Annotated in this window: 22 protein-coding genes and 1 pseudogene; 10 read left to right on the top strand and 13 right to left on the bottom strand. The window is 69.3% G+C overall.

From position 1 onward, the window contains the following. The 7 genes and pseudogenes from ME121_RS29295 to ME121_RS29315 form a co-directional block, all read right to left on the bottom strand. The coding region (locus ME121_RS29295; RefSeq protein ID WP_491892899.1) for a flagellin N-terminal helical domain-containing protein at positions 1-332 on the bottom strand (332 nt) is incomplete at its 3' end. Between the two features lie 501 nt (positions 333-833). Continuing rightward, a pseudogene (locus tag ME121_RS34435) lies at positions 834-989 on the bottom strand (MucR family transcriptional regulator); the annotation flags it as partial. A gap of 2 nt (positions 990-991) precedes the next feature. Next, positions 992-1,453 carry a response regulator gene (locus tag ME121_RS29300; RefSeq protein WP_308630885.1) on the bottom strand — a complete coding sequence of 154 codons (462 nt, stop codon included), beginning with the start codon at positions 1,451-1,453 and terminating at the stop codon, positions 992-994. Between the two features lie 62 nt (positions 1,454-1,515). Next, the gene (locus ME121_RS34440; protein WP_206406885.1) at positions 1,516-1,779 is read right to left on the bottom strand and encodes a hypothetical protein; all 264 of its coding nucleotides are present in this window, start codon (positions 1,777-1,779) and stop codon (positions 1,516-1,518) included. Between the two features lie 884 nt (positions 1,780-2,663). Beyond that, on the bottom strand, positions 2,664-2,867 hold the full coding sequence (locus ME121_RS29305; protein WP_053621627.1) for a hypothetical protein: 204 nt from the start codon (positions 2,865-2,867) through the stop codon (positions 2,664-2,666). Between the two features lie 275 nt (positions 2,868-3,142). Continuing rightward, positions 3,143-3,817 carry a hypothetical protein gene (locus tag ME121_RS34445; RefSeq protein WP_143739296.1) on the bottom strand — a complete coding sequence of 225 codons (675 nt, stop codon included), beginning with the start codon at positions 3,815-3,817 and terminating at the stop codon, positions 3,143-3,145. Between the two features lie 323 nt (positions 3,818-4,140). Next, the gene (locus ME121_RS29315) at positions 4,141-4,374 is read right to left on the bottom strand and encodes an integrase arm-type DNA-binding domain-containing protein (protein WP_043073784.1); all 234 of its coding nucleotides are present in this window, start codon (positions 4,372-4,374) and stop codon (positions 4,141-4,143) included. Between the two features lie 570 nt (positions 4,375-4,944). Between ME121_RS29315 and ME121_RS29320 the strand changes: the two genes are divergently transcribed. Then, positions 4,945-5,217, top strand: coding sequence for a hypothetical protein (locus ME121_RS29320; protein ID WP_012319463.1), 273 nt, complete (start codon positions 4,945-4,947; stop codon positions 5,215-5,217). Positions 5,218-5,453: 236 nt separating this feature from the next. Here the strand turns inward: ME121_RS29320 and ME121_RS29325 are convergent, their stop codons facing one another. Further along, positions 5,454-5,747 (bottom strand): hypothetical protein, encoded by a 294-nt coding sequence (locus ME121_RS29325; RefSeq protein ID WP_059410065.1) that lies wholly within the window; start codon positions 5,745-5,747, stop codon positions 5,454-5,456. Positions 5,748-6,332: 585 nt separating this feature from the next. Then, positions 6,333-6,845: a CYTH domain-containing protein gene (locus ME121_RS29330; protein WP_012319461.1), complete on the bottom strand. Its 513-nt coding sequence runs from the start codon at positions 6,843-6,845 to the stop codon at positions 6,333-6,335. A gap of 640 nt (positions 6,846-7,485) precedes the next feature. On the opposite strand from ME121_RS29330, the gene ME121_RS29335 reads away from it, so the two are divergent. The 4 genes from ME121_RS29335 to ME121_RS29350 all read left to right on the top strand — a co-directional run bounded on the left by ME121_RS29335 (position 7,486) and on the right by ME121_RS29350 (position 11,951). Then, on the top strand, positions 7,486-8,802 hold the full coding sequence (locus ME121_RS29335) for a quaternary amine ABC transporter ATP-binding protein (RefSeq protein ID WP_059410066.1): 1,317 nt from the start codon (positions 7,486-7,488) through the stop codon (positions 8,800-8,802). Continuing rightward, the gene (locus ME121_RS29340) at positions 8,718-9,569 is read left to right on the top strand and encodes an ABC transporter permease (RefSeq protein ID WP_059410067.1); all 852 of its coding nucleotides are present in this window, start codon (positions 8,718-8,720) and stop codon (positions 9,567-9,569) included. Before ME121_RS29335 ends, ME121_RS29340 begins: the two co-directional genes overlap by 85 nt. A gap of 122 nt (positions 9,570-9,691) precedes the next feature. Then, positions 9,692-10,528 (top strand): glycine betaine ABC transporter substrate-binding protein, encoded by an 837-nt coding sequence (locus ME121_RS29345; RefSeq protein ID WP_029360967.1) that lies wholly within the window; start codon positions 9,692-9,694, stop codon positions 10,526-10,528. 82 nt (positions 10,529-10,610) lie between these two features. After that, positions 10,611-11,951, top strand: a complete 1,341-nt coding sequence (locus ME121_RS29350) for a hypothetical protein (RefSeq protein WP_179240018.1) — start codon at positions 10,611-10,613, stop codon at positions 11,949-11,951. A 248-nt stretch (positions 11,952-12,199) separates the two neighbouring features. Here ME121_RS29350 and ME121_RS29355 read toward each other — a convergent pair whose 3' ends face one another. Further along, complete coding sequence (locus ME121_RS29355) at positions 12,200-13,234, bottom strand: GlxA family transcriptional regulator (RefSeq protein ID WP_059410069.1); 1,035 nt, start codon at positions 13,232-13,234, stop codon at positions 12,200-12,202. 206 nt (positions 13,235-13,440) lie between these two features. Between ME121_RS29355 and ME121_RS29360 the strand changes: the two genes are divergently transcribed. Genes ME121_RS29360 through ME121_RS29380 form a run of 5 tightly spaced genes read left to right on the top strand, consistent with a single transcriptional unit; the run spans position 13,441 to position 19,947 of the window. Beyond that, complete coding sequence (locus ME121_RS29360; RefSeq protein ID WP_012319455.1) at positions 13,441-14,694, top strand: sarcosine oxidase subunit beta family protein; 1,254 nt, start codon at positions 13,441-13,443, stop codon at positions 14,692-14,694. Positions 14,695-14,728: 34 nt separating this feature from the next. Further along, entirely contained in the window at positions 14,729-15,025 is a 297-nt protein-coding gene (locus ME121_RS29365) for a sarcosine oxidase subunit delta (RefSeq protein WP_012319454.1), read from the top strand. Beyond that, on the top strand, positions 15,025-18,012 hold the full coding sequence (locus tag ME121_RS29370) for a sarcosine oxidase subunit alpha family protein (protein WP_059410070.1): 2,988 nt from the start codon (positions 15,025-15,027) through the stop codon (positions 18,010-18,012). Before ME121_RS29365 ends, ME121_RS29370 begins: the two co-directional genes overlap by 1 nt. Next, positions 18,005-18,598: a sarcosine oxidase subunit gamma gene (locus tag ME121_RS29375; RefSeq protein ID WP_059410071.1), complete on the top strand. Its 594-nt coding sequence runs from the start codon at positions 18,005-18,007 to the stop codon at positions 18,596-18,598. The genes ME121_RS29370 and ME121_RS29375 overlap by 8 nt, the downstream gene beginning before the upstream one ends. Next, a complete protein-coding gene (locus ME121_RS29380; RefSeq protein WP_059410072.1) occupies positions 18,595-19,947 on the top strand; it encodes an L-serine ammonia-lyase in 1,353 nt (450 codons plus the stop codon). The genes ME121_RS29375 and ME121_RS29380 overlap by 4 nt, the downstream gene beginning before the upstream one ends. A 64-nt stretch (positions 19,948-20,011) precedes the next feature. Here the strand turns inward: ME121_RS29380 and ME121_RS29385 are convergent, their stop codons facing one another. The 3 genes from ME121_RS29385 to ME121_RS29395 all read right to left on the bottom strand — a co-directional run. Beyond that, positions 20,012-20,524, bottom strand: a complete 513-nt coding sequence (locus tag ME121_RS29385; protein ID WP_024829781.1) for a prolyl-tRNA synthetase associated domain-containing protein — start codon at positions 20,522-20,524, stop codon at positions 20,012-20,014. Positions 20,525-20,532: 8 nt separating this feature from the next. Next, entirely contained in the window at positions 20,533-21,315 is a 783-nt protein-coding gene (locus ME121_RS29390; RefSeq protein ID WP_012319449.1) for an adenine nucleotide alpha hydrolase family protein, read from the bottom strand. After that, positions 21,312-22,156 (bottom strand): electron transfer flavoprotein subunit alpha/FixB family protein (locus tag ME121_RS29395; RefSeq protein WP_059410073.1); only part of this gene is annotated, 845 nt, incomplete at its 5' end. The genes ME121_RS29390 and ME121_RS29395, both read right to left, overlap by 4 nt.

Raw genomic sequence — 22,156 nt, forward strand, 5'->3', positions numbered from 1 at the left:
CTGGCGGCGGTGCCGGTGGTGGAAAGCTGGGTCGAGAGCGCCTGGTTGGCGATCGACTTGGCTTGGCTGACCAGCTTCTGGATCGAGGTGATGCCCTGGTTGGCGGCTTGGATCGACTGGATGCCGTTGGAGATGCCGTCGAGGAGCGAGTTCAGGCTCGAGGAGCGGCCGTCGAGGGCCTGAGAGGTGAAGAAGTTGGTCGGGTTGTCGAGGGCGGAGTTGACCGTCTTGCCGGTGGCGAGGCGGTTCTGCGTGGTCGCCATCAGCTGGGCGGTGTCCTGCAGCGAGAGCAGGTTCTGGCGCGTGGCGGCCGACAGGGTGATGGAGGACATGAACTGTTTACTTCCTGGCTGGTTCCACCGATTCGCGGTGAAAGCATTAACCAGAGCTGCGGGTTTACCCTGGGTTAATCACAGACACATTTCAGCAAAGTTTTGTCGGCCGAAACAGGACTGACAGGCGCGAGCCAACGTCTTAGCCACTTACGATAAATCTGAATCCGATGGATTTTACCACTGGTTGCAATTTTGATCATAAATGATCGACCCCGATCCAGCATCGATCCGCGCCACTGCTACTGTCGCCGCTCCCAACGACCACTCTTCAGATCTTGAATCTGACCAAGGTCAAACAGAGCCGCGTCGAGCCGCTCCGATCACCGACAGACGGGGTCACGTCGACCGCATCCTGCAGCGCAGGCAGACTGATGGCTCAGCGGTCAGCGAGCTGCCCCGGAACGTCACCCGGTGGCGCTCCGCGGCGGCGGCGCGCCACGCTTCGGCGCTGCTCTAGTCAGGCAAGACAACCCTCGACGAGGTTTGGCGCTTCTGGATCTACGCTCTTCCTGCGGTTCGAGCGGCCGAGTGGTTGCCGTGACGGCTCTGCAAGCTTGTAGCGATGGCAGATCGTCTCTCCGAATGGCCGGGAGCCACCATCGGGTAGTCGTAAGGAAGGCCCCACTTCGCCCGGTACGTCTCCGGGGTCAGGCCAATCAGTCCTTCAAAGGATCAGGTTTCTGACCGTCTGGAAGCATCTGCTTGAGCCTGTCGCGCACCACTTCCGCGTTGAAGGGCTTGCCGACGAAATGCGCCCCCTCCGGCATCTCGCCGGGACCAGGCTTATGACGCCCCGAGGCTACCAGAATGCTCACGTGAGGCCAGTGTTGGGCAGTCTCGCGTGCCAGCCCGAAGCCATCCATCGCTCCCGGCATATTCACGTCGGTGAAGAGGACGACGATCGAGACATGGTGCCCGTGTAGCACCGCTAGGGCTTCCTCGGCGTTCTCGGCCTCGAAGGTCCGAAATCCCGCATCCTCCAAGATGTCGAGCGCGGTCATGCGGACCAGCACGTCATCGTCGACAACGAGGGCGTAGGGCCGACGATCTGTTGGACTCGGATCCATGCCCTGCCTGCGGCCTGAGGTGGTCGTGGCCACTGGCCCGACAATCTGCATTTGAAGACGCGCGATTGACTACGAAGGGCCCGCACTTCCGATCTAGGTAATCATGCCTGATCCTACGTCAGAGCGGGTTGGCGGCTGATCTGTGGGACGGCGGGAAGCGCGTCTTCCGCGGGCGCTGCACCGGATCCCTCAACGGTGTTGATCACATCGGCTTCAGAGACTTGGCGTCCATCTGGATCGCGCACAGTGATGTCACTGTACCCCTTGGCCAAAAAATCTCGCAGCTTCTTAAGCGCCCAGTCTGCAGTCGGGCATTGACAGGTCACGCTGCCATCAGCTCGCATGCCACGGACTTCATAGACGAGGCGTGCGTTCATCATACATCAATCCCAGCCGCGCCTAGTATCGCGCGCTGCTTCATGATGCTGATGCGATATGTGCGGATGGCTTGATCTAAGTCGCTCGCGCCAGGATCGCTCCCATTGCGGAGGGTCGCCGCCGTTATAGCAAGGGCTTCAATCACCTGTTCGTCCAGCGCAATTGTCAGCGCAATTCGGCGATGAAGGCGATCGGCCCGGATATCGGTAGTTCTTTTTGGCTCCGACATAGCTGCCCAACGGCTATTTGGGGCAATTGTTCGCGGTGAAAATGCGATGGAGCGCTATCAGACATTTCTGAGTGAAGGGCACGAAGAAGCCCGCGCCGGGGCCGGGCGGGCCTTTCTAGATTCAAGCCTCGGGGGATGTGGGGCCGAATCTGGGTCAATGATAACGCGTTCGTCAGCGATGGAAGCCCCGCGCGGCGGTGCCGGCGGGGCTGGAGGAGGCGCACGCAGATGATGGCGCTCAGCGGCTACTTGCTGCTGCCGCCACCGCCGCCGCCCTGAGGAACAGCGCGCTCAGGCTGGTTGGCATTCCCGGCGGACGACGAGCTGTTAGAAATCGTGTCGGCCGGCTGCCCGGTTGGTGAAGCCGTCACGGCGCCATTGCTACCGGTCGTGCTGTTCTGCGGCGCGACTACGCCCGGCGCGCCAGGAGCGGAGGGTGTAGCGGGAGTCGCCGCGGGAGCCTGTGCAGAGGCCCCGCCTGCGAGGAGGCTGAAGACGGCGGCGGCTGCGAGAACGCGATGGCGCATGAGACCCTTCCTTCGAGTTGAAGGCTGACAAACGCGCTCGCTTGAGAGTTGGTTCGATAGCACGAAGCCAAGGCAGGCTCGAAAGAGCCCCGCGCGGCCGGGCCGGCGGGGCTTCGATGGCGCTATCTTAATTCGCAGCAGCCCTTTGCGCCTCCTCGACCACCCGCACGACTTCCGCGGCGGCCGGGACCTTCTCGGGCTGGAGGATCGACGGGGTCATCTTCAGCATAGACACCACCTCGACGAGAGCTCCGATCTGATCCGGGCCGAACTCCTTCAATCCCCTGGATAAGCACCGCAGGAGCTTCTCGCCGGCGTCGACCTTGGACACGAATGCATCTGGCTGCCTGATATTATGAAGCGCCATGTTGGCGAAGGTCGAGCAACTTCGAGCTGATCGGCGTTCAGGTCCAGCTTCTTGATATCCTCTGGGGCTGGGCGCTTGTAGTAAACCGACCCTCATGGCGCATCGCCTCGCTCCACTTGGCCGAACAGCCTGAAACGATGAAGGGCGCATCGGCGGAGGCCAATGCGCCCGAGGGGACCGGCGAGGACGTTGCGGGCTTCGCTGCCCGCTCGGCGCGCCTTGTCGGCGGCTTGGCGATCTCAGGCGGCCTCGGCGACCTGCGCCAGCACCGGCGGGATCGCCAGATCGAAGCGGGCGAAGATCTCGTCCCAATCCGAGTCGTTCCCGGCCCAGGTGTTGGCCGTCCTGTCCAGCGGGATGAGATGCACGCGCGGATCGGCCGCTGCGTCCGCTTCGAGCTGCGTGAACTGCGGCAGGTAGACGAAGGCCATCTCGAACGGCAGCGCTGGAAAGCGGCTCGCCAGATAGGTGCAGAGGTCGTTGATCTCGGAGATCTTCATGACCTCAGGGTCATTCATGTAGGGCCATGCTCGCGCCTCCCCGTGGTGACCGAGAAAGCGGACAAAAAGCGTCGGCGTCGGCTCGCTCAACATGGATACCATCTTGTTGAACTTGTGTGCGAGCTTGCTCTTTCCTGTCTCTAATGCTTCTTGAGTGATATAGGGGATGACGTTCGCGTCACGCGGGAACTCGTGGTGATAAGAAACGCCGTAATTTTGGCAAATAATCTCAAATTTATCCACGGCGACATCGCTGCACAGGTGCTTGCCCTGCGTTTCGAAGATAGAGCGAACGGCGGAGAAAGGCGTAACCAGCCAGTCGAATAGACTTTTAGGCTGACCCGGGAAGCATCGGTTGATCTGGTGCGTGACTTGGCAGAGCGCACCCAGGCTTACAATCCGCTCGAAGCGCATAGAACATCGTTCCAATTGTGCATTTCGATACGCACAGGTTTTCCACTAACCGAGGGAATGCTCGGCCATTGCCCACGGGACAGCGCCGAAAACGCCGCGGCCACGAGCGAATGTTCAGTTTTTTACCTAGCGGTTGACGCGGATTCAGCGTTGCAACTTAAAGATTCAATCGCAAGGCCGTGAACGGGAAAACCCCGCGTGGCAGCGGCCAGCGGGGCTCATCGGTTGTGAGGTGTTGTGCCGAAGACACGTTATAGTTGGGTTGCGCACAACCTAACGGGTTCATTGGGCACGAAAAACCGCCGCGGCCGGAGCCGGGCGGTTCAGGTGGTCTCGCAGATGTCCAGATTTCCGAGGGCCACCAAGGCGCGGTCCTTCGCGGGTTGCTTCTCGGCGTGCGGGTCCTCGCCCAGCTTCGCCCGCGCCAATCGTTCGCTCGCCGCCCGCCGTACATCGGTAGCCGCGAGCAGTCCGACGCGACCGAGGGTCTCCCGCTTGGTCAGACCGATGGCATTGCGGTATTGGACGATCCACTGTCGCGAGCCGCCTTCGCTCACTCGCAGACCGAAGCCGTGAGATCGTCGTCGAACACGACGAGGCGATCCTCTCCGGCCGGGAACTGCGCGGCGGCGGCGGTCTGATTGGTGAGGCGCATTCCGGTAAGCACCCGGTAAGCACCCGGTAAGTAGGCGGAGCGATTTCAGCGGTGCCCGACGTTCGACAATCAGAGGGTACATCGAATTTCGAGAGCGCGATCACGCTGTCGACGGCGCCGGTAAGCACGACATGCGTGTCCTGGTGCCCGGAGCCTAGTCCTCTTGATCAGCGGGTCCTAGGTTCGAACCCTAGTGCGCCCACCAAGCCTTCCAGGCACGTTGCCGAGCCTCGCGGCATCAAACCCCTCGGGTCTTCTACGCAGCCGGCACGTCGGACAGCGGCGTCGCGCGAAACGCGATCTCGACTTGTCGGCGCCGTCCCGGTTAGCTGCCGGGGCGTGGATCGTCGGGGCAGGAGGGCCTTATGACGGGACTTCGGCTGCGCGTGCCCGTCGCTGGGTGTGGTCCCCGCGTCGATCGCGCGGGCGCGGCACCCCGGCCCTCTCGCGGGCACAGCGGTGGGGAAGCGGAATGACGTCCACGGCTCTCGCCGTCATGATGGCCGGCGTGCTGGGTGCCTTCTGCACGATCGTCTTCGCGGTCGACTGGGTGCCCGGCTCCGTCGTCGGATTGCCGAACCTGCCGAGCCGGCGCGTGATCGGCCTGTGGCTCTACAACGGCGCTCTGTGCCTCGCCCTGGCCGCCTGGCTGGTCTGCACGTACTTCTGCACCGTCGACGGCTACGACGACATCCCCGCGGTGCGCGACAGCTACTGCAAGCCGCGCGCGACGATCGGCGCGTGATCGCTCCTGCTCCGGATGCGGCGGGGTGCCGGGCGCCGTAGCGGCGCGGCTCTCGGCGAGTCCCGCCGGGGTCATGGCCCCTTCCGGTGTCCCAAGTCGGAAGGAGGCGCCCGCGGCCGAGACAGCCGCGCCTCGAGCCCGCCCCCGGACCGAAGTCGGGGCTCGGGCTCGGGCTCGGGCTCGGGCTCGACTCGGACTCGGCGAGCGTCCCCGTCTCAGCCCGATCGGGAACAGCTCTAGCTCAGCTTGTCGTCGGGCTCGGTGGGCTCCACGCTCGGGCCCAGCGCGCCGCCCGCGGCCGCCTCGGTCCGGCCGTGCTGGTCCCGGCTCGGGACCCCACCAGGCTGCGGGCCGCGCCTGTCATGCGGGTGCATCGCGCGACGGTCGGCGCGGGCCATCTCCTTGTGGGTCGGGATGTACCGCCAGGGCGCCGGCGCAGTCCCCAGGCGAAGCACTGAAGGGGACCGTGTCAGAAACACCGCGAGCAGCACCCACGGAATGACGAACACGGCGAAGGCGGTGAGGCCCATGACGATTCCTCGGAGAGTTCAACAGTAACAATTGAAACTCCGACTGCTCAGTACTGATCCCATTAGCGCCGCACCAATCGATACTGCACCGCAACGCGGCCTTCGAGCTTCGCCACGCAGAACACCGCCGTATCGGCCCGGGAGAACGACGGATCTGCGCGATGCGGCGCGAGACGCGTGCCAGCCGCGGCGGCGCGCATCCGCCGGTTCGGCGTGCCCCGTGCGGGCTGCGGACCAGATTCGTCGGGCCACCGGCCGAGCCGCATCGCCGACGACCGCGAGTTCGTCACGCAGATGCGGCGCCGTGCGGCTGGCCGCAGCCGCGGCGGCGATCTCGGGCCGGCCCGCGACCACGACGGCGTCGCCCTGGGTCGCCGCCGGCTCGCTGAGGACGTTGAGTGTTTGGCCGCGCTGCCCGCGCGGCGAAGCGTCGGCGAATCGCCGTCGGACTCGGTCGAGTCACGGATCTCGTCCGCGCGCGGCGGCGGACGGCGATCCTCACCTGGTCGAGGCGTTGGGCTCACGGAGTCAGGTCAAGTACGGCCAGGGTCACCCGCGCGGCGCGACCGGACGCCTGCCCGCCCGCTACGCGGCGACCGGCAGCCGCAAGACGTCGTCCATCGTGATCGGCCGGCCGGCCTCGCAGCAGAGATGCAGCAGGGTCGACTGGCGGAACCGCAGGTCGCCGGTGACTTCCTCGCCGAGCCAGGCGGGCTTGGCGAAGGACTGATCGGCCCGCGCAAGCTCGACTTCGGCCAGGACCATCCCGGCCAGCGAGCCCTGGAAGACGTCGACCTCCCAGGTCAGCCCGTCGTGCGGCACGCAGTACCGGATCTTCTCGATCACGTTGCCGGTGCACACCTGATCGACCATGGCGGCGCCGTCGGCATGCGGGATCTCGTACTCGAACTCGGCGCGGGCGATGCCGTCGCGGGCGCCCTTGACCGTGAGCCAGGCCCGCTCACCGTCGAGGCGCACGCGGACCTTCCCCCGCGCGAAATGACCGACCAAGCCGTCCTTCAGCGGCCGAATGGATGTGGCCGCCGCGCGCCAGCCATCGCCTGCCACGAGGAACTTCCGCTCGATCTCTAACCGCATCCAAGCGCCCATTGCTTCGGCCGGACGCCTCGTAGCCCATCGCGGCCGCCGAGTCAGGCGCCCGGCGATCTCCGGTGCGGACGCGCGGGAGCGGGTCCGATACCGGCACCGCGCGCGGGCGGACACCCGACCGATGCGGCGGCGTCACCCACGAGGGCGCCCGGTCGGCGACGGCCCGCCCGGATCGCCGGGACGGTGGGCGTCAGACCTCGGCGACCGGTGCGCGCCGGATACGGCGTGCCAGCGTCGCAGCGCGCATCGGCGGCGTCTCTGATCGCCGCGGGTCCGACGACGCCGCGACCGGGCGCGGACCGCGCCGCCTTCGCGACCGAATCGATGCCCGCCGGACCGCGCACGTGAAGAGACCGCGCCGCGGGCGGTGGGCCTGCAAAGGAACGCGGCTGTTCCTGCACAATAAGTTCTCAGGTCTGTCTAAATCGGTGCCAATGCTGCAGTGCATTGTGAATTCATGACGGTAAAATTCCGGACGTGTCGTCTTCGAGCCAGAAAGCGTCGCAGGAAGGCAAGCCCGTGAGAGGCCCGCCGGTAGCTTTTCATTGTCATTGATAAAAGGCTCGTCCAGCCCAGGGCAACAAGCGCCGACAGAGAAAATGCAATAGATCGTAGAGGTCGTAACCACATGGGTCGTATTACCTTAGCGGGAGTGAGCAAGATCTTCGGCGCCAATCATGCCGGGGCCATCGCGCTGATCTCCGAAGGGAAACGGAAGGCCGACATTGCCCGGACATGTGGCGCGGTCGTCGGACTCTGCGACATCTCTTTCGACGTGGTCGAGGGCGAGATCCTGGTCCTCATGGGACTGTCCGGGTCGGGGAAATCGACCCTGCTGCGCTGCATGAACCGGCTCGTGGAACCGACCTGCGGACGCATCCTGGTCGACGACGTTGACGTCACGCGCCTCGGCCGGAAGGATCTGCTGGCGTTCCGGCAGAAGACCTTCGGCATGGTCTTCCAGCACTTCGCCCTGCTGCCGAACCGCTCCATCCTGTCGAACGTCGCGTTCGGCCTGGAGATCAAGAGAGTCCCCCTCCAGCAGCGCAGCGACCGCGCGATGGAGGCCATCGCCCTCGTCGGCCTGAAGGGCTGGGAGCACAAGTATCCGCACGAGCTCTCCGGCGGGATGCAGCAGCGGGCAGGCCTCGCCCGCGCCCTCGCGGCCGATGCCGACATCCTGCTGATGGACGAGGCCTTCAGCGCCCTCGACCCGCTGATCCGCCGCGACATGCAGGCCGAGCTGAAGGACCTCCAGCGCACGCTCAGGAAGACGATCGTCTTCGTCTCCCACGACCTCGACGAGGCCGTCGCGCTCGGCGGGCGCATCGTCCTGATGAAGGACGGCGAGGTGGTGCAGATCGGCCAGCCCGAGGAGATCGTGGCGCGGCCGGCGACGGACTACGTCGAGCGTTTCGTGGAGCATATCGACCTGTCCGCGGTCATGCGGACCGAGCACGTGGCGAACCGGGCCGCCGTCGTCCTGGCGCCGACGCTCACCGTGGCCGAGGCGCGCGCGACGGTCGCGGCGGATGACGCCGAGTCGTGGTGCGTGGCCGATCCGGAGGGCCGCTTCGTCGGCCGCGTCCGGCGCGACAGGCTCGCCGCCGCCCGTACCGGCGAGACCGTGTCGGGCCTCCTCGATCGCGATCCGGTCACCGTGCCGGCGGGAACCTGTCTCGACGCGGTGATGAGCCGGGTCGCCGACGAAGGCGCCGTGGCGGTCGTCGCCGAGGACGGGCGCCTGATCGGCACGCTCACGAGCCGGGACATCGTCCGCGCCCTGGCGGCGCGCCCGGGCACGCACGGTCGGCCGACCCTCAGCGCCGCCCCCCTTCAAAAGCCCACAGGAGCGGAAGGATGGACTGGAACGTCCCGAAATTTCCCCTCGACACGCTCAGCGACGACGGGCTCGATTGGCTCACCGACCATGGCGCTTGGCTGACCCGCGCCGTCAGCCGCTCGGTCTCGAACGGGATCGACACGCTGACGGCGGCCCTTATCTCGGTGCCGCCCTGGGCGGTCATCGCGGTGGCGGCCCTGGCGACCTACAAGGTCGGGGGGCGCAAGGTCGGGCTCCTGACGCTCGCCGGCCTGCTGTTCCTTTGGGATCTCCGGCTCTGGCAGTCCACGGTCGAGACCCTGGTCCTCGTGAGCCTCGCGACCGTGATGGCGCTCCTGATCGGGATCCCGCTGGGCATCTGGTTCGCCCTCAGCCGGTGGGCCTGGAAGGTGTTCTCGCCGGTGCTGGACATGATGCAGACGCTGCCGAGCTTCGTCTATCTCATCCCGGCGCTGCCCTTCTTCGGCCTCGGCGCGGTCTCGGCCTGCTTCGCGACCATCATCTTCTCCGTGCCGCCCGTGATCCGTCTCACGACGCTCGGCATCCGCAACGTGCCGACGGAACTGATCGAGGCGTCCGACGCCTTCGGCGGTTCGGCGACGCAGAAGCTGCTCAAGGTGCAGTTGCCGCTCGCGCTGCCGACCATCATGGCCGGCGTCAACCAGACGATGATGCTCGCCCTGTCCATGGTCGTCATCGCCGCGATGATCGGGGCCGGAGGCCTCGGGCGCGAGGTGTGGCAGTCGATCCAGCGCCTCGAGGCGGGCGCCGGCTTCGAGGCCGGGCTCGGCATCGTGATCCTCGCCGTCATCCTCGACCGCTTCACCCAGGCCCTCGCCGCGCGCGCCCGCCCGCACGGCTCGGCCTGACGGACGCCGCGCCGCCGCCGAAGCCGCCGCCGCCCCGGCTGCTCGCGGCGCCCGGTACCGCCGGGCGCCACCCTGTCGCGCGCCGATTCTCGAAGCCCCGTCCCGCCCTGAAAGGTCCAGTGATGCGCGTTCGAACCCTCAGCGCTCTCCTCTGCTTCGCGCTCACCCTGAGCCCCGCCGAAGCTGCCGGCAAACAGGTCCGGCTCGCCTACGTGGAATGGGCCGACGCCGTCGCCGCGACGACGATCCTCAAGCAGGTGCTGGAGGAGAAGGGCTACACGGTGAAGACCGTCCCGCTCGCGGCCGCCGCGATGTGGCAGGCGGTGGCCACGGGCGACGCCGATGCCAGCGTCGCCGCGTGGCTCCCGGTGACCCAGGCCGCCTACCACGACAAGCTCAAGGACCGCCTGGAACTGCTCGGACCGAACGTGACCGGGGCGAAGATCGGCTGGGTGGTCCCCGCCTTCTCGCCGCTCACTTCCATCGAGGATCTCAAGACCCGGGCCGCCGAGGTGGACGGCAAGGTGATCGGCATCGACCCGGGAGCCGGGGTGATGAAGAGCTCGGAGGCCGCGATCAAGGCCTACGGCCTGCCGGTTCGGCTCGTGGACGGCAGTGACGCCACGATGACCAGCGCCCTCAAGAACGCGATCCGGCAGAGGAAGGACGTCGTCGTCACCGGCTGGACGCCGCACTGGATGTTCGCCCGCTACGAGCTGAAATACCTCACCGACCCCAAGAAGGTCTTCGGCGAGGACGAGAGCGTCAACACCATCGTCCGCAAGGGCCTGAAGGACGACCTCCCCGAGGTCTACGCCATCCTCAGGAAGTTCAAGCTCGGCATCAAGGACGAGGAAGCCATGATGGCGCAGAACGAGGAGCGCGGCGCCAAGCCGGACGAGACCGCCGCGAAGTGGATCGCCGGGCATCGGGCCACCGTCGACAGCTGGCTGAAGTAAAATCCAGCCTGAAACCGATAAAAAAATACCAAAAAATGCCCGCCAGGGGATCTACGACGACCTAAAATCCGGGGGCACGACGATGATGAAAGGATTCAGCGCGATCCTGGCTGCCTGTACGGCTGCCACGATGCTGTGCGGTACGGCGCCCCGCGCTCGGGGGCAGAACGGGCAGGCACAGAGCGGGCAGCCGCAGGGCGCACAGGAGATCGACGCTGAGCCGACGCGGCTCAACCGGGAGCAGCCGGTGGCGGTGCCCGATCCGACACCGGTCCTGGCCACGAGCCCGTCCGAGAAGTTCACCTTCGGTGGGGCGATCCGCGCCCGCTACGACTGGCGGTTCGACGACGTCGACCGGGCCGGGGCGCCGAAGGCCTCGGAACATCTCGACTTCGACACCCTGGCTCTGAAGGCGGCCTACGATTCCGAGACGATCTTCGGCGCCGCCCAGTACCGTTTCTACGGCGGCAGCTCGATCTACGGACCGCGCAACGGCTACCGCGGCTTTCCGGGCGAAGTCAGCTTCCCGCTCTACGCCTATCTCGGCTACAGATTCACCAGGGAAGACAGCGTCACGGCGGGCATGAACCAAGTGCCGTTCGGCCTCGTGCCGTATTTCGGCGCCAGCTTCATCGAGACCCTCGGTTTCACGATGGGACTCGAGGAGGTCTACAACCTCGGCGTGAAATACGCGCACGTCGAGCCGGAATTCAACTATCAGCTCGCCTATTATCCGGGCGCCAATCCCAACGCGGTCGGCGCCAGCGTCGACAGCGCCCGCTACTCGACCAACATCGTCAAGGCCGACAGCTACGTGCTGGGCGGCAGCCGCAACGCCGAAGAGAACATGATCATCGGTCGCGCCGAGTACTTTCTCGTCAAGAACGACGTCACCTCGTTCGCGATCGGCGGCTCGCTCTGGCACTCCGACGTCTACAATTTCGACACGCGGTCGACCGGATCGAAGCAGCTCGAAGGCGTGCACGTGCTCGGCACCTCCGGGCCCTGGGGCTTCAAGGCGATCTACGTCCGCCAGGACATCAACCCGAAGAACCCGACCCGCAGCGACCAGATCACCGTCGGCGGCTTCGACTTCTCGTACAATATGGCGACGCACGGCAACTTCGTCTCGGCCGAGGTGACCTACAAGATCGCGGACCCGATCGGCCCGTTCACGGCGGTCCCGTACTTCGGCTACAGCGCCTATTACAAGGACAAGGCGAGCTTCAGGACGAGCGAGCGCTTCATCCTCGGCAGCGCCTGGACCCTGACCGCCGACCCCAACCTCGTGATCTACACGGAGGGGGTGTTCGGTCGGAACGACCCCTACGTCGGCGCCGGCCAGTTCAACAGCGGCCTCGCCATGGGCGGCGACAACCGCTGGAAGTCCCGCTTCATCATGAGCATCGGCTACTATTTCTGACCGAACTGGGCGCGCCCGTTCCGGGCGCGTCCGTCCCTGCCGGCGACAGCAGGAACGAGCCTTCGATCGCCTGGCTCCTCGGGAACCAGGACAAGATCACACACAGGCTGCGGCACGGTCCTCGACGGAACGACCTGACGCCGCACAGTCTCCGCGGACAGGATACCCCGCATCACCGCCCCGAGACGCGTAGGAGGCGCGTACGGGGCGCGTACGAGCGCAGTGACTGCCGGACGCGCCTGCCTGGCTCAGGCCCCCGCTTTCGCGAGCACGACCTGCGCCGCGCCCGGCCCGCGCCCGACCGCGCCGCCGACGAGCTTGCGCTCCGCGCTCGGCGGGCGCCCGAAATGGTCGACATAGGCCTTCGAGAAGTGCGATGCCGAGGCGAAGCCGCACTCGATGGCGATGCTGAGCAGCGGCATCGCCGTCTGGCGGATCAGGTGACGGGCGTGCTCGAGGCGGATGCGCAGGTAGTGCTTCGCGGGCGAGCGACCGAGATACTTCAGGAACAGCCGCTCGAGCTGGCGCTTCGACAGGCGCACCGAATCCGCCAGCTCCTGGCTGCCGAGGGGCTCGGCGAAGGTCTCCTCCATCAGCCCGACCACGTGCAGGAGCTTGGGATGCGCCACGCCGAGGCGCATGCGCAGGTCCATCCGCTGCCGCTCGCCGGCCTCGCGGATGCGGTGATGGATCAGCTGCTCGGCGACGTTCGAGGCCAGCTCCGGCCCGTGCTCGCGCATGATCAGCGAGAGCATCATGTCGGCCGCCGCCGTGCCGCCCGCGCAGGTGAAGCGGTTGCGGTCTATCTCGAACAGGTCCGAGCCGATCTCGAGGGCATCGTGCTCCGAGGCGAGGCTCGCGAGATTCTCCCAGTGGATCGTCGCGCGGTACCCGTCGAGGAGCCCGGCCTTCGCCAGCACGTAGGTCCCGGTGCAGACGGCGCCGATCGCCGCGCCGCGGGTGCCGCTGCGGCGCAGGCTCGCGTTCAGCGCCCGGTGGTCGTGCCGGTGAATGTCGATGCCGCCGCAGACGATGAGCATGTCGAGGCTCTGCGCCTCACCGAACGCGCCGGACACCTTGACCTCGACGCCGTTCGAGGCGGTGCAACCGTCCCCGCGCTCCGACCAGAGAGAGTAGCGGTAGAGCTCCCGGCCCGCGGCCCGGTTGGCGAGGCGCAGGGGCTCGATGGCCGACGAGAAGGCGATCATCGAGAACTGGGCGACGAGCATGAAGCCGACCGATGTCGTCTCCGACGCCCGACATGCCGCGCTGATCTGGTTCATCGACGTCCCCCGGGGACAGATTAGCCGAGAACCATTCAAAGGTAAGTCCGCGCCGATCACAACCGGCTGAGGCGCGAAACACCCTCTGAATCCGGGTGCGGACGAGCGGCCGGGCTCGGCGTCGCAAATCTCAAACTCGCGGTCGCCGTCGAGAAAGCCGGCCCCGGTCGTCGCGTCGATGATCGATCATCCAAGGGGGCTCACCGATGCGCCGCTTCTCCCTCACATCGCTGCTCTCGGAATCGCTCCGGGGCCACCAGGGCTGGGGCCGTCAGTGGCGGGATCCGCAGCCGAAGGCGGCCTACGACGTCGTCATCGTCGGCGGCGGCGGCCACGGCCTGGCGACGGCCTACTACCTCGCGGCCGTCCACGGCATCACCAACGTCGCCGTGCTGGAGAAGGGCTGGATCGGAGGCGGCAATACCGGCCGCAACACCACGATCATCCGCTCCAACTACCTCTACGACGAGAGCGCGGCCCTCTACGAGCACGCCCTCAAGCTCTGGGAGGGCTTGGCGCAGGAACTGAACTACAACGTGATGTTCTCGCAGCGCGGCGTGCTGATGCTCGCGCACAACATCCACGACGTTCAGAGCTTCAAGCGGCACGTCTACGCCAACCGGCTCAACGGCATCGACAACGCGTGGCTGTCCAAGGAAGCGTGCAAGGACTTCTGCCCGCCCCTCGAGATCGGCGGCCACCTCCGCTACCCGGTGCTCGGCGGCGCCCTGCAGCGCCGGGCCGGAACCGCCCGGCACGACGCGGTCGCCTGGGGCTACGCCCGCGGCGCCGACGCCCGCGGCGTCGACATCATCCAGAACTGCGAGGTGAAGGGCATCCGCCGGGACGCCTCGGGGGCGGCGATCGGTGTCGAGACGACCCGCGGCTTCATCGGCGCCGGCCGGATCGGCGTCGTCGCCGCCGGCCATACCTCGACGGTCATGGCGATGGCCGACGTGCGGATGCCCCTGGAGAGCTACCCGCTCCAGGCCCTAGTCTCGGAGCCGGTCAAGCCGGTCTTCCCCTGCGTGGTGATGTCGAACGCGGTCCACGCGTACATCTCGCAGTCCGACAAGGGCGAACTCGTCATCGGGGCCGGGACGGACCAGTACACCTCCTACAGCCAGCAGGGCGGGCTCCACATCACCACCCACACCCTCGACGCCATCTGCGAGCTCTTCCCGCAATTCACCCGGATGCGGATGCTGCGCTCCTGGGGCGGCATCGTCGACGTCACGCCCGACCGCTCGCCGATCATCGGGAAGACGCCGGTGCGGAACCTGTTCGTCAATTGCGGGTGGGGCACGGGCGGCTTCAAGGCCACGCCGGGCTCGGGCCACGTCTTCGCCCACACCCTCGCGACCGGCGCGCCCCACGCGATCAACGCGCCCTTCACCCTCGACCGCTTCCGCACCGGGCGGCTCATCGACGAGGCCGCCGCCGCGGCCGTCGCGCACTGACCGGCGACCACCCGTCCCAGCGAGGAGACGCCCGATGCTGCTGATCGCCTGTCCGTATTGCGGGAACCGACCCGAGACCGAGTTCCGCTGCGGCGGCCAGGCGCATGTCGCCCGGCCGGCCGATCCCGCCGCCCTCGACGACGCGGCCTGGGCCGAGCACCTGTTCGTGCGGGCGAACCCGCGCGGCATCCACGCCGAGCGGTGGAACCACGCCCACGGCTGCGGGCGCTGGTTCAACGCCCTGCGCGACACCGTGAGCGACCGCTTCCTCGAGACCTACCCCGCGGGCGCAGCGCCCTCCCGTTCCACCGACACCGAGGCGAGGGCGTGATGGCACAGCCGTACAGACTGGCCCGGGGCGGCCGCATCGACCGCGCGCGGCCGGTCCGATTCAGCTTCAACGGGCGCACGGTCGAGGGCTACCAGGGCGACACCGTCGCCTCGGCCCTGCTCGCCAGCGGCATCCACCTCGTCGGACGCTCGTTCAAGTACCACCGGCCCCGCGGCATCCTGAGCCACGGCCCCGACGAGCCCAGCGCCCTGCTGTCGGTGGATCGCGGCCCCGGCCGGGTCGACCCGAACAACCGCGCCTCGGTGGTCGAGCTGCGCGAGGGCCTCAGGACCCGGTCGCAGAACCACTGGCCGTCCCTGCGCTACGATGTCGGCGCGGTGAACGACCTGCTCTCGCCGGTCTTCGTCGCAGGATTCTACTACAAGACCTTCATGTGGCCCCGGAAGTTCTGGGACCGGGTCTACGAGCCGTTCATCCGTGCCGCCGCCGGTCTCGGCAGGGCCCCGGCCGAGGCCGACCCGGACCGCTACGCGAACCGCCACGCCCATTGCGACGTCCTGATCGTCGGCGCCGGGCCGGCCGGCCTCGCGGCCGCCATGGCGGCCGCGAGGACCGGCAAGCGGGTGATCCTCGCCGACGAGGGCGCGGAGCCCGGCGGCAGCCTCCTGCACGACGTGACCTCCGAGATCGACGGCCGCCCGGCCGCGGAGTGGCTGAAGGCCGCCCTCGCCGACCTCGACGGGCGGGAGAACGTCATCCTGCTGCCGCGCACGACGGCGTTCGGCTACTACAACCACAACCACGTCGCGCTGGCCGAGCGGGTCACCGACCACCTGCCCGCCGGGTCCGCGACGGCGCCGCGCGAGCGGCTCTGGCAGGTCCGCGCCGGCGAGGTCGTGCTCGCCGGCGGCTCGCACGAGCGGCCGCTGGTCTTCGCCGACAACGACCGGCCGGGCATCCTGCTCGCCGAGAGCGTGCGGGTCTTCATCAACCGCTACGGCGTCCTGCCGGGACGGCGCATCGTCTTCGCGACCAGCGGCGCCTCGGCCTACGTCGCGGCCCTCGACGCCAAGCGGGCGGGGGCCGACGTGACCGTGGTCGACCTGCGCCTCGAGGCCGATTGCGGGCCCGACCCGGCACGCCTGCGGGCGGCCGGGATCACCGTCCTGACCGGCCACACGGTGGTCGGGTCCAGGGGCCGGGCGCGCGTCACGGGACTGCTCGTGGCGCCGATCGGGAGCGACGGGCGGGTCGGCGCCCGCCGCCGCCTCGCCTGCGACTGCGTGGGCATGTCGGGCGGCTGGACGCCCGCCGTCCACCTGTTCTCGCAGTCCCGCGGCAAGCTCGCCTACGATCCCGCCCGCGACGCCTTCCTGCCCGCGACCTCGGCCCAGGCCGAGCGCTCGGCCGGGGCGGCCAGGGGCACCTACGACCTCGCGGCCTGCCTCGCCGAGGGCGACGCGGCGGGCGCGGCGGCGGCCGGCGCGACGGAGCGGCGCGCCTTCACGGCGACGCCGACGCCGACCGGTTTCCAGCCGGTGCGGATCATGCCGACCGACGCCGACCCCACGAAGCTCCGCGCCTTCGTGGACTTCCAGAACGACGTCACCGCGAAGGACATCAAGCTCGCGGTGCGCGAAGGCTTCCATTCGATCGAGCACGTGAAGCGGTACACCACGACCGGCATGGCGACCGATCAGGGCAAGACGTCGAACATGAACGCCCTGGGCATCGTCGCCGGGCAGCTCGACAAGGCGCTCCCAGGGGTCGGGACCACGACCTTCCGGCCGCCCTACACCCCGGTCACCTTCGGCACCCTCGTCGGCCCGGCGCGCCACGCCCTGTTCGACCCGATCCGCACCACGCCGATCCACGGCTGGGCGGAGGCCCACGGCGCCCTGTTCGAGAACGTCGCCCTGTGGCGGCGCGCCTGGTACTTCCCGCAGCCGGGCGAGGACCTGCACGCGGCGGTCGCCCGCGAGTGCAGGGCCGTGCGCGAGGGCGTCGGCCTCTTCGACGCCTCGACGCTCGGCAAGATCGAGATCGTCGGCCCGGACGCGGCCGAGTTCATGAACCGCCTCTACATCAACCCCTGGGCGAAGCTCGAGCCGGGCCGCTGCCGCTACGGCCTGATGCTCAAGGAGGACGGGTACATCCTCGACGACGGCGTCGTGGCGCGCGTATCGCCGGAGTGCTTCCACGTCACGACCACCACGGGCGGCGCCGCCCGGGTGCTGGCCCACATGGAGGATTACCTCCAGACCGAGTGGCCGGACCTCCAGGTGTTCCTGACCTCGACCACGGAGCAGTGGGCGGTGATCGCCCTCCAGGGCCCGAAGGCGCGGGAGGTGATCGCGCCGCTCGTCGAGGGCATCGACCTGTCGCCGGAGGCGTTCCCGCACATGGCGATGCGCTCCGGCACGATCTGCGGCGTGCCGACCCGCCTGTTCCGGGTCTCGTTCACCGGCGAGCTCGGGTTCGAGATCAACGTCCCGTCGGACCACGCGCTGGCGGTCTGGGAGGCGCTCATGGACGCGGGGCGGCCCCACGGGATCACTCCCTACGGGACCGAGACGATGCACGTGCTCCGGGCCGAGAAGGGCTACATCATCGTCGGCCAGGAGACGGACGGAACGGTCACCCCGGACGATGTCGGCCTGTCCGGCATGATCGCCAAGGCGAAGAGGGACTTCGTCGGCAAGCGCTCACTCGCCCGGCCCGACGTGGTCGCCTCCGGCCGCAAGCAGCTCGTCGGGCTCGTCACCGACGATCCGAGATGTGTCCTCGACGAGGGCGCCCAGATCGTCGCCGACCCGAACGAGCCGATCCCGATGCGGATGCTCGGCCACGTCACGTCGAGCTACTGGAGCGCGAATTGCGAGCGCTCCATCGCGCTGGCCCTCGTGGCGGGCGGGCGCGACCTGCTCGGCCGGACCCTCCACGTCACGACCCCGGACGGCTTCACCACCGCCACCGTGGCCGAGCCGGTGTTCTTCGATCCCAAGGGGGAGCGCATCCATGCTTGAGGCCCGCTACCGCACCGCCCGGGCGCACCCGCTCGGCCGCGCCGACGCTCCGGCGCCGGTCGGCGCCGGTCTCCTGATCCGGCCGGCCGCGGCCGAGGCGCGCTTCGCCCTGCGCCTGCGCGGTCCCCTCGGATCGGCGGCCGGCCTCCCCCTCGACCGCCCGATCAACACCCTGTCGGGCGACGCGACCCGCTGGATCGCCCGCCTCGGTCCCGACGAGTGGCTGATCGGCGCGCCCGAACCCGATGCCGACATCCTGGCCGCCGCCGTGACCGCCGAACTCGCCGGCCGGGCGCACGCCCTCGTGGACGTGTCGCACCGCAATGTCGGGATCGACGTCCGCGGGGTCGCGGCCGCGATCGCCCTCAATGCCGGCTGCCCCCTCGACCTCGGCGACGCCGCCTTTCCGGCGGGCAGCGCCACCCGCACGCTCCTCGGCAAGGCCGAGATCGTGCTGATCCGTCGCCCCGGCTCGGTCCCGACATACCGGGTTGAGTGCTGGCGGTCCTTCGCGACCTACGTGTATGGCTTGCTGCAGGAGGCCGCCTTCGGGGCCGGCCCGCTGAAGAGAGCCGCCGCGCGATGATCAGCGCCTTCGATCTGTTCAAGATCGGCATCGGCCCGTCGAGTTCCCACACGATCGGACCCATGGTGGCCGCGCGCCGATTCCGCGACCGCGTCGCCGGCCGGCCCGGCCTCGCGCGGGTGAGCGCGGAGATCTTCGGCTCCCTCGCCTGGACCGGGCGCGGCCACGGCACCGACGTGGCGATCTTCCTCGGCCTGCTCGGCCACGAGCCCGCGACCGTCGACCCGGACGCCGTGGCGGGCTACACGCGGACCCTCGCCGAGACCGGCGCCATCGGCCTGCCGGGCGTCGCCTTCGACACGACGAAGGACCTGCTGTTCAACTTCACCGAGGTCCTGCCCGGCCACACCAACGGCATGCGCTTCCGCGCCCACGACGCCGGCGGCGCCGTGCTGGACGAGGTGGTCTGCTACTCGGTCGGCGGCGGCTTCGTCGAGGAGGAGGGCGCGGCGGAGACCGCCGGGCTCGACGCCGTCGCGGTGCCCCACCCGTTCGAGAGCGGCGCCGACCTGCTGCGGATCTGCGCCGAGACCGGCCTGACCATCCCGCAGGTCCAGATGGCCAACGAGCGCGCCCTGCGCACCGAGGCCGAGATCGAGGCCGGGCTCGACGCCGTCCGCGACGCCATGCTGGCCTGCATCGCCCGAGGCCTGCGCATGGACGGCGAGCTGCCCGGCGGCCTCAAGGTCCGGCGGCGCGCGAAGCGCCTGCACGAGACACTCGACGCGAACCGCCTGACGAACAGCCGGCCGGCCCACGAGATCATGGACTGGATCAGCCTGTTCGCCCTGGCGGTGAACGAGGAGAACGCGTCCGGCGGCCGGATCGTCACGGCGCCGACCAACGGCGCGGCCGGGATCGTGCCGGCGGTGCTGCGCTACATCGTCGACTTCTGCCCCGGCTGGACCGAGACCCGTGGCCGGGACTACCTCCTGGCCGCCGCCGCGATCGGCGGTCTGATCAAGCGCCGGGCCTCGATCTCGGGCGCCGAGGTCGGCTGCCAGGGCGAGGTCGGCTCCGCGGCCGCCATGGCGGCCGCCGGGCTCGCGTCCGTCCTCAGGGGCGACGCGCGGCAGGTCGCCAACGCCGCCGAGATCGCCATGGAGCACCATCTGGGCATGACCTGCGACCCGATCGGCGGGCTCGTCCAGATCCCCTGCATCGAGCGCAACGCCTTCGGCGCCAACAAGGCGGTGGCGGCCGCCTCCCTCGCCCTTCACGGCGACGGGGTGCACTTCGTGAGCCTCGACCAGGTCATCGAGACGATGCGCCAGACCGGGCACGACATGCAGGCCAAGTACAAGGAAACCTCCCTGGGCGGCCTCGCGGTCAACGTCGCCGCCTGCTGAGCGCGACCTCCCGCGCCGGCCGCGCGCCCTGGAGCGCGGGGCCGCCGATCCCGCCAGGGCGGTGTCAGGCCGCCTGCGCCGCCTCGGGCAGCGCGAACGGTTCCGGCATGTGCCCCTCCGCGCGGAGCGCGGCCAGCAGGTCGTCCGGCGTGAGATTGAGGGTGCGCGTGCTCACGAGGGGATGGACGTTGATCCGCGCCGCCGTGAGCAGGCTGTCCTGGATGAAGATCCTCACGCGGCCCGGCGCGGCGTTGAGGGCGGCGAGCGGCGAGACCGCGCCGCTCGCGACGCCGAGCTGCTCGCCGAGCGCCTCGGCGCTCGCGAAGGACAGGCCGCCCCGCGCGCCGAGGACGGTCCGGAACGCCTTCAGGTCCACCTGGGCGTCGTGATGGAGCGTGACGAGGAAATACGTCCTCTTCCCGTCGCGCAGGAACAGGTTCTTGGTGTGCGCCCCGACGATGTCGCCGCAGGCCGCCATCATCGCCTCGACGGTCAGGACCGCCGCGTGCTCGTAGAGCTTGTAGGCGACCCCGCGCTCGCGCAGACGGGCCAGGAGATCGTCGGAGGTCAAAGGCATCGGGTTCCTCATCGGGGTTCGCGGGTTGGTGGCGCGAGGACGCCGATCCGGCGCAGGTGCGCCAGGATTTCCCGGGCGGCCTCGTCGGGCTCGGGCCGGACGAGGAGGCGCCCGCCGCCGGACGCGGCCTCGCCGGTCGCCGCCCTGAGCCGCTCCGCCGCCGAGCCGCCGGACGGCGCACCTTTCACGAGTTTCGGCCGGCGGCGATAGGGGCGTTCCTCGAGGGCCGGGACGGGGGCGGCCGACGGGTCCGGGTCGCCCGCGACGGTCTCGATGGCGCCGCGCCGCGCCTGCCCGTAGGCGAACGGGAGCGGCGCGGGCGCGTCGGGATGGAGCGTGGCCAGGACCGGCCCGCGCAGGGTCACGCGGCGGCGGGCGCCGCGGCCGAGGGTCTGGTCGAGGGACAGGTCGCCCGCGTCGCCGACCGCGAGGGCGACGACGTCGGGGATCAGGAGGCAGTCGAGGGCCTGCGCGAGCGCGTAGGGAACCATCCCGGTCTCGTCGCCCCCCTGGCCGCGACGGCCCGCGAGGATCAGGGCGGGCGCCATCGCCGCCAGGCAGGCGGAGAGCGCCGGCACCGGATCGACTTCAGCCGGCAGGGGGACGTGCACGATCCGGGACAGGCCGTGGCCCAGGGCGTCCGCGACGGCGGCCGCGTCCGGCCCGGCGTGGAGGCCGACGGCCTCGCCGAGGCCCGTGGCGAGGCGGATCGCCTGGGCCTCCAGCCGCGGCAGGACCGTCGCGCCCGAGACCGGATGCCGCCCGGCGGAGAGGAGCACGACGCTGATCATGGGCTGCCCTCCGGGCGCGCGGCCTCCTCGGCCAGCAGCCGCAGCAGGGCGGGCATGACCGTCTGCGCGTCCTGCACGATGGCGAGGCTCGCCCGCTCGATCATCGCCGCGTGCAGGTCGGTGTTGACCGCCACGACGTGCTCGCAGCCCGCGACGCCCTGCAGGTGCTGCGGCGCGCCCGAGATGCCGAGGGCGAAGTAGCAGGTCGCCGCCAGGACGGTGCCGGAGGCGCCGACCTGGGTCCGGCGCGGCATCAGCCCGGAATCGCACAGGACCCGGCTCGCGCCCGGGGTCGCGCGGAGCGCCGCGACGAGCTGCCGGAACGTGTCGAGGTCGGTGACGCCGTTGCCCGCGGCGGTGACGAACTCGGCGAGCGCGAGCGGCACCGTGGCCGGGTCGGCCGGGAGGCGCTGCGCCGAGCGGATCGCCGTCCCGACCGGCGCGGGCTCCGCCATCGCGACCGCCAGCGGCCGCGCCTCCCGGGGCGGGCCGGCGTACTCGGCCACCGCGTCGGAGGCGACGGTGGCGAGCAGCCCCGGCGCCGCCCGCTGCTCGACGCTGCGGCCCCGCGCCGGGCGGATCAGCCCGGAGGCGGAGACGCCCTCGGCCTGGGTGAACAGCGGCGCGCCGAGCCGGACCGCGACCCGGCGGGCGACGTCGCCGCCGTCGAGGGATTCCGGGAACAGGACGTGCCGCGGACCGAGTGCGGTCAGGGCGGCGGCGATCCGGGCGGCCCGGCCGGCGGGATCGTAGGCGCGGTCACCGTCGCCGTGCGCGAGGAGACGGTCCGCGCCCGCCGCGCCGCATCCGGCGCAGTCGCCGGCGGCGAGCAGCACGACCG

The sequence above is a fragment of the Methylobacterium sp. ME121 genome, from assembly GCF_000974725.1.
Taxonomy (GTDB): Bacteria; Pseudomonadota; Alphaproteobacteria; order Rhizobiales; family Beijerinckiaceae; genus Methylobacterium; species Methylobacterium radiotolerans.

What these genes read in the sequence shown, in the direction of transcription:
- ME121_RS29370 (WP_059410070.1), top strand. Translation starts at nt 15,025, where the DNA reads ATGGCACAGCCGTACAGACTGGCCCGGGGCGGCCGCATCGACCGCGCG.
- ME121_RS29355 (WP_059410069.1), bottom strand. Translation starts at nt 13,234, where the DNA reads ATGAACCAGATCAGCGCGGCATGTCGGGCGTCGGAGACGACATCGGTC.
- ME121_RS29380 (WP_059410072.1), top strand. Translation starts at nt 18,595, where the DNA reads ATGATCAGCGCCTTCGATCTGTTCAAGATCGGCATCGGCCCGTCGAGT.
- ME121_RS29320 (WP_012319463.1), top strand. Translation starts at nt 4,945, where the DNA reads ATGACGTCCACGGCTCTCGCCGTCATGATGGCCGGCGTGCTGGGTGCC.
- ME121_RS29385 (WP_024829781.1), bottom strand. Translation starts at nt 20,524, where the DNA reads ATGCCTTTGACCTCCGACGATCTCCTGGCCCGTCTGCGCGAGCGCGGG.
- ME121_RS29340 (WP_059410067.1), top strand. Translation starts at nt 8,718, where the DNA reads ATGGACTGGAACGTCCCGAAATTTCCCCTCGACACGCTCAGCGACGAC.
- ME121_RS34445 (WP_143739296.1), bottom strand. Translation starts at nt 3,817, where the DNA reads ATGCGCTTCGAGCGGATTGTAAGCCTGGGTGCGCTCTGCCAAGTCACG.
- ME121_RS29335 (WP_059410066.1), top strand. Translation starts at nt 7,486, where the DNA reads ATGGGTCGTATTACCTTAGCGGGAGTGAGCAAGATCTTCGGCGCCAAT.
- ME121_RS29360 (WP_012319455.1), top strand. Translation starts at nt 13,441, where the DNA reads ATGCGCCGCTTCTCCCTCACATCGCTGCTCTCGGAATCGCTCCGGGGC.
- ME121_RS29345 (WP_029360967.1), top strand. Translation starts at nt 9,692, where the DNA reads ATGCGCGTTCGAACCCTCAGCGCTCTCCTCTGCTTCGCGCTCACCCTG.
- ME121_RS29300 (WP_308630885.1), bottom strand. Translation starts at nt 1,453, where the DNA reads ATGCAGATTGTCGGGCCAGTGGCCACGACCACCTCAGGCCGCAGGCAG.
- ME121_RS34440 (WP_206406885.1), bottom strand. Translation starts at nt 1,779, where the DNA reads ATGAACGCACGCCTCGTCTATGAAGTCCGTGGCATGCGAGCTGATGGC.
- ME121_RS29390 (WP_012319449.1), bottom strand. Translation starts at nt 21,315, where the DNA reads ATGATCAGCGTCGTGCTCCTCTCCGCCGGGCGGCATCCGGTCTCGGGC.
- ME121_RS29330 (WP_012319461.1), bottom strand. Translation starts at nt 6,845, where the DNA reads ATGCGGTTAGAGATCGAGCGGAAGTTCCTCGTGGCAGGCGATGGCTGG.
- ME121_RS29350 (WP_179240018.1), top strand. Translation starts at nt 10,611, where the DNA reads ATGATGAAAGGATTCAGCGCGATCCTGGCTGCCTGTACGGCTGCCACG.
- ME121_RS29365 (WP_012319454.1), top strand. Translation starts at nt 14,729, where the DNA reads ATGCTGCTGATCGCCTGTCCGTATTGCGGGAACCGACCCGAGACCGAG.
- ME121_RS29325 (WP_059410065.1), bottom strand. Translation starts at nt 5,747, where the DNA reads ATGGGCCTCACCGCCTTCGCCGTGTTCGTCATTCCGTGGGTGCTGCTC.
- ME121_RS29375 (WP_059410071.1), top strand. Translation starts at nt 18,005, where the DNA reads ATGCTTGAGGCCCGCTACCGCACCGCCCGGGCGCACCCGCTCGGCCGC.